This is a genomic window from Paenibacillus sp. Soil522, from assembly GCF_001428245.1.
Taxonomy (GTDB): Bacteria; Bacillota; Bacilli; order Paenibacillales; family Paenibacillaceae; genus Pristimantibacillus.
On record NZ_LMRV01000108.1, the window covers coordinates 1 to 4,951 of the forward strand.

Here is a 4,951-nt window from a genome sequence, read left to right on the forward strand (position 1 = left end):
AATAAAAAACTCCCCAATTCTAAAAAATATATAGATTGCAGCTACCATTGATTTTATTCCACTCTAAATGCGTACTCGAAATATGTTTCCGAACCGTTTAGAAAGTTGTTTGGTACTGACGAATGAAAAAAAGGAGCTGCAGTAAAGCAAGCTCCTCCACTATCGTACCCGTTAGCTCAACAATGCTTATGTACCTGAGACTTAATAAATAAGGTCATCTCTAGTTTGAATCCCATGTAATTCGCAAAAAACTCTATATTTATTTAGAACGGTATAAATGTCGTCTTGTCCGATAATGTGATCGTTCTCGTCAAAATACTGAAGAGAGCCGCCCAATATGAAAAGAGCTACTACTTCTTCGTCTTCTGTAATGAGGGTATGAATGTCACCTGGTGGCTCAAATATAAAGGTACCTGGTTCAGCCAGCCACTCGCGCCCTTCATATCTCCACTTACCTTGAATATTGTAGCCTATTACGGATCCCCCAGTGTGTCTGTGTCTTCCCAAAACTTCGTTGCTCTTTATTTTAAATAAGTAAATCCATGTTCCAGTGTTTAGATCAAAACGTAAAGGCTTGAAATAACAAGTGTGATTTTCAGTAAACGGAACCCAAGGCAGTTCTTCAATGTTAACTATCCGTTCTGGCAACTGAAATTTTTCAGCGAGTTTTATTACTGATTCTTCAATAAGATTATTCACGGAGAGCACCTTCATTCAAATGGATACGTTATAGTTAGTATTCGGAATCCAGCCCAATTTTACCTTTATATCAATAAACAGTCTCCACGCTAAACTGCCCGTTAACGGAGTGAAGATGCTGTCGATCCCGCGACAGCTTCATGGAGCTCTCGTTTCCGTTAGAATTTATTCGCCACCATATCACTAGCAGGAGAAAGAGGAATTGGACCTAATACGCAGAATTGGTAAACGCAAGTAAATTTTTCAAAGGAGATCATTGGCTTTGCTTCATTCCGACGCTGAACTGATAGTTGCCGTACGTCAAGGGGACAACCATGCTCTGAATGATCTGCTGCTGCGATACCGTGCGCAAGCGGTTCGGTGGGCGACTACCGTCGTCCGCGACCCACACTTGGCGGAAGACATTGCACAAGAGGCGCTCATGCAGGCGGCCGCCAAGCTGGATCAACTCCAAGAACCAGCCCGATTTGCAGGTTGGCTGCGCCAAATGGTAAGGCGTTTTGCTTTGAATCTCATCAAGCGGGGTCGGCGCGAAATCGCGATGGCTGAACCGTCGGACGAATCGTCAGATGGATACCGCTTTAGCGCCGATATAAGCACAGATACGGGAGACCCGCAGGAATTGGTCGCTCGGCAAGAGTCCGTACAAGAGCTATTGTCCGGTGCTCTTTCTGTTTTATCGGAAAGAGCCGGGGCTATTATGCACGATTTCGCTGCCGAAGCCGAAACTGAAGAGCTTATGGAGAGATACGCTCTGACTAGAGGCAACTTATATAATATCATCTCACGATCCCGAGCGAAGGCCGGAGATGAGAGGTTTTATGACGCACTCCAAGCGTATTTGAAAGAACGCCGCTTGAGCAAGCAACCTCATTCCGTCTTGCTACGTATGCCTGGGTGGACTCGCCCTTACTCTATGTTCGGGATTGCCTTACACGAAGCTTTACGCTATGCACCCGAAGTGTACGATTCGGTAACGGAAACAATGGGTATATCCGGAGAAGCGTTCCGGCTGAGCGTAACGAACGGCTGCCACTGGCGCGGCATCTCTACGTTTGACTGGTCGTATACGGCACAACAGGCTATCGAACGTCTTGGCCGTGAGGCATTGTACTTTGCCCGCAAGCGGAATGATCCGATCACGCCCGAACGCCACATTCATCTGCTTCGACTCGTTCACGATAGCATCGACCGGGGGATCCCGGTTGTTGTCTGGAATCTAGTAATTAACGAATTCGGTTTACTCTACGGCTACAACGACCAACAGCAACTACTGCATTACCGCGGCTTCCGGCAACGGGCAGAGACGTTCGCGTACATGCAATTGGGCCGCGGAAACGAAGAGCCAGCGTTGTTCGCTCTAGCCGTCGGCAAGCGAGTCGTCCCCCAGGCAACCGACGGTGCCATCATTAACGCCATCGTCAAGTATGCCAAGGGCGAGGAACCACCGGTATCCGGCTTCTCCTTCGGGCTGGAGGGCTACCGGCTCTGGCGCAAGGCGGCCGAAGACCAAACATTGGATCCGCTAGGGCATGCGTATCAGGTTGCGATCTTGTGCGAAGCTCGCGAGCAAGCCGTCACCTACTTGCAGCTTCTGACTGAGAGGGCAAAAACAGCATCTCGGCGCAAAGGCTTGACCGCCGCTGTCGACTGTTACGCAACCGCACTGCAGTCCTTGCAGCGATTGTACCCGTCGTTCCCTTACGGTTACGGCCTCGACGGAGGAGGCGGTGGCCCGAACGGACACCTCGCTCAAGGAATTACCGCTGCCTGCGAATCCGAACGCGAGGCGATTGCCATTTTGCAACAACTTTTCTGAACCTTATGTGGGGGCGGCAAAAATATTTTTCTAAACATTGATAGATATTCTCTACTCCAGTTGTCTACTTTCTGAAACCAATTAAGGAGGAACGCGCTATGACGCATCCGATTCGCCCCTATATCCCTACTGTATTTTTGCCGGTCAGCAACTTGAAACGTTCGATTGAATGGTATTGCTCACTGCTCGACATGCCGGTGCAGCCCAAACATGATGGAGGCGGCATCTATTATTTCGGCATGCAGGGTACCGATATCATTCTGGACAGCAACATGTGGGGCTTCCCGCCGATGACGATGTTCGACTCGTCCGATATTGACGCTGCGTACGAATTCTGCCAGAAGCAGCAGTACCCGTTCCTTACAGAGCTATTTCAGCGTCCGAATGTCGCGCACTTCAGCGTCGCCTCGAACATGGTATGCCAAGCCGAACGTGTCTACGTATCGGATTCGCCGCAGCCGTTGCTGCCCCGCATCGCCCGTGTGATTACCCATACAGGCCAAGCAGGCATTTCGACCGAATGGTACGAGATCTTCTTGCAAGGCATTCGGGAGGCCGATCCGTTCGTAGAAGGGCTGAATCGCATTCGAATGGAGCGAGGCGCGGACTTGCTGTTCGACGACGGGACTTTGAGTCAGACCGGACCAGTTCATTACGACAGGTTGCAACTTGATCTTCGTGTGAACCCGGTATTCATTATCGAGTCCCCTGATGTTGAGGCGGCTCTTGCCTATGTGAACATGAAAGGCGTTACAATCACTAGCGGCATCGAGACTCGACGTGGTATAGCTTGCTTCCAGTTCACCGACCCCGATGGCAACGGGATCATGGTGGGTCAAAAGCGTTAGAATCTGTGATTTGTAAGCGCGAAAAGCGAATTACGTGGCGGTCGATCTGTCGGCCGCCTTTACGTATCCTTCGTGCTACTTAAACGATGAGGAGAATGTCGCCGCGGCACCTTCTCCAGTCATAATCATTTCACTATCGTACGCGTTAGCGTAATAAAGTCTATGCTCAATTTGCTATTACGATATTGCTTCGGACATTTTGGAGATATTATAGACCATTGAACCGAACCAACAGGCTATGCCCAAATTTATCCCCTTGTGGAGCCAGATTACACTCTTTCTAATTGTATATACGACTAAGCAGGATATTAAAATCATTCCTAATACCACTTCCAAATGTGTATCCTCCTGTAATGTGTCTTTTTCTCTTGTATCGGTTAGACGCAAAAAATCATGAAAAGGTTCAGTTTTTGCATTTTCCTCCCTTTACTTCAATGACGAAGGGAGTAGCTGCCGCGGCGGTCTGCTCCCTGATTTGATTGAACTATCGTACCCGTTAGCGGAACAGATGACTCCGCATGTCATTTTCTTTCGATATGCATAGTTCTTCCAGTTCAAATCTGTCGAATACATAATGTCTGATAGTGATTTGCTGTCTCCATTTACCTAAATTCCATTCATAAGAGGGATATCCCTCTGAATTTCTTGGAAATGATTTTGTCGGGGGACCAAAGCTGTTCTCGAAATGCTGCTGAAATTCTTTAAATGATTCATTTAAATCAGGGTAACTACTCCTAAAAAACTCAAGCATTTTCAAATAATCTGATTCACGGGGTTGAAAATGGAAGCCCAATCTATGAATAAGTCCATTTAAAGAGGTACATTCAATAGTGTAATAACCGTTCGTCACTATCTTGATGTCGTGTTTGTGATTTGCAAATAATTTAACTAATCCCTCTTGGGTTACATTCCAAGGGATAAAACAATCGGGTTTTTCAAGTTGAAATCCAGAGAAAACTTGGTAGGTTTTATTGCTGAAGAACTTGAACATCTCCCCACTCCTAATATAAAAAATAATTTTCGCATTAATCTTACCTTATTTTCAGCGATTGATTGATTACAAATTGTTTAAGCTATGCTGCCAGTTAGCGTGGAAAAGGCAGCCGTTCGTTCGGGCCGGCTGCCTCAGTGTCTTTATTAAGTTATCGTACCCGTAATAAAGTCTATGCTCAATTTGCTATTACGATATTGCTTCGGACATTTTGGAGATATTATAGACCATTGAACCGAACCAACAGGCTATGCCCAAACTTATTTTTTATCCCCTTGTGGAGCCAGATTACACTCTTTCTAATTGTATCTACGACTAAGCAGGATATTAAAATCATTCCTAATACCACTTCCAAATGTGTATCCTCCTGTAATGTGTCTTTTTACTCTTGTATTGGTTAGACGCAAAAAATCATGAAAAGGTTCAGTTTTTGCATTTTCCTCCCTTTACTTCAATGACGAAGGGAGCAGCTGCCGCGGTCTGCTCCCTGATTTGATTGAACTCCCTCGGTAAGATATGATTTTCTCACGAATGCTCGCTTATTCGCAGGATTTCGCCCGGTTGGTAAAAGGTGAAAGATAAGAAGGGGGACTC

Annotated in this window: 4 protein-coding genes; 2 read left to right on the plus strand and 2 right to left on the minus strand. The window is 46.6% G+C overall.

The window, feature by feature from the left end; all coding sequences use genetic code 11:
* Positions 1-201: 201 nt before the first annotated feature.
* Positions 202-699, minus strand: a complete 498-nt coding sequence (locus ASG81_RS28290; RefSeq protein WP_081417641.1) for a 2,4'-dihydroxyacetophenone dioxygenase family protein — start codon at positions 697-699, stop codon at positions 202-204.
* A gap of 262 nt (positions 700-961) precedes the next feature.
* Here ASG81_RS28290 and ASG81_RS28295 point away from each other — a divergent pair, with 262 nt between their 5' ends.
* Both ASG81_RS28295 and ASG81_RS28300 read left to right on the plus strand, forming a co-directional pair.
* The gene (locus ASG81_RS28295; protein ID WP_056642741.1) at positions 962-2,518 is read left to right on the plus strand and encodes an RNA polymerase sigma factor; all 1,557 of its coding nucleotides are present in this window, start codon (positions 962-964) and stop codon (positions 2,516-2,518) included.
* A gap of 98 nt (positions 2,519-2,616) precedes the next feature.
* Entirely contained in the window at positions 2,617-3,366 is a 750-nt protein-coding gene (locus tag ASG81_RS28300; RefSeq protein WP_056642742.1) for a VOC family protein, read from the plus strand.
* Positions 3,367-3,862: 496 nt separating this feature from the next.
* On the opposite strand, the gene ASG81_RS28305 is transcribed toward ASG81_RS28300, so the two are convergent.
* On the minus strand, positions 3,863-4,357 hold the full coding sequence (locus ASG81_RS28305) for a hypothetical protein (protein ID WP_056642745.1): 495 nt from the start codon (positions 4,355-4,357) through the stop codon (positions 3,863-3,865).
* Between the last annotated feature and the right edge of the window lie 594 nt (positions 4,358-4,951).

What these genes read in the sequence shown, in the direction of transcription:
- ASG81_RS28300 (WP_056642742.1), top strand. Translation starts at nt 2,617, where the DNA reads ATGACGCATCCGATTCGCCCCTATATCCCTACTGTATTTTTGCCGGTC.
- ASG81_RS28305 (WP_056642745.1), bottom strand. Translation starts at nt 4,357, where the DNA reads ATGTTCAAGTTCTTCAGCAATAAAACCTACCAAGTTTTCTCTGGATTT.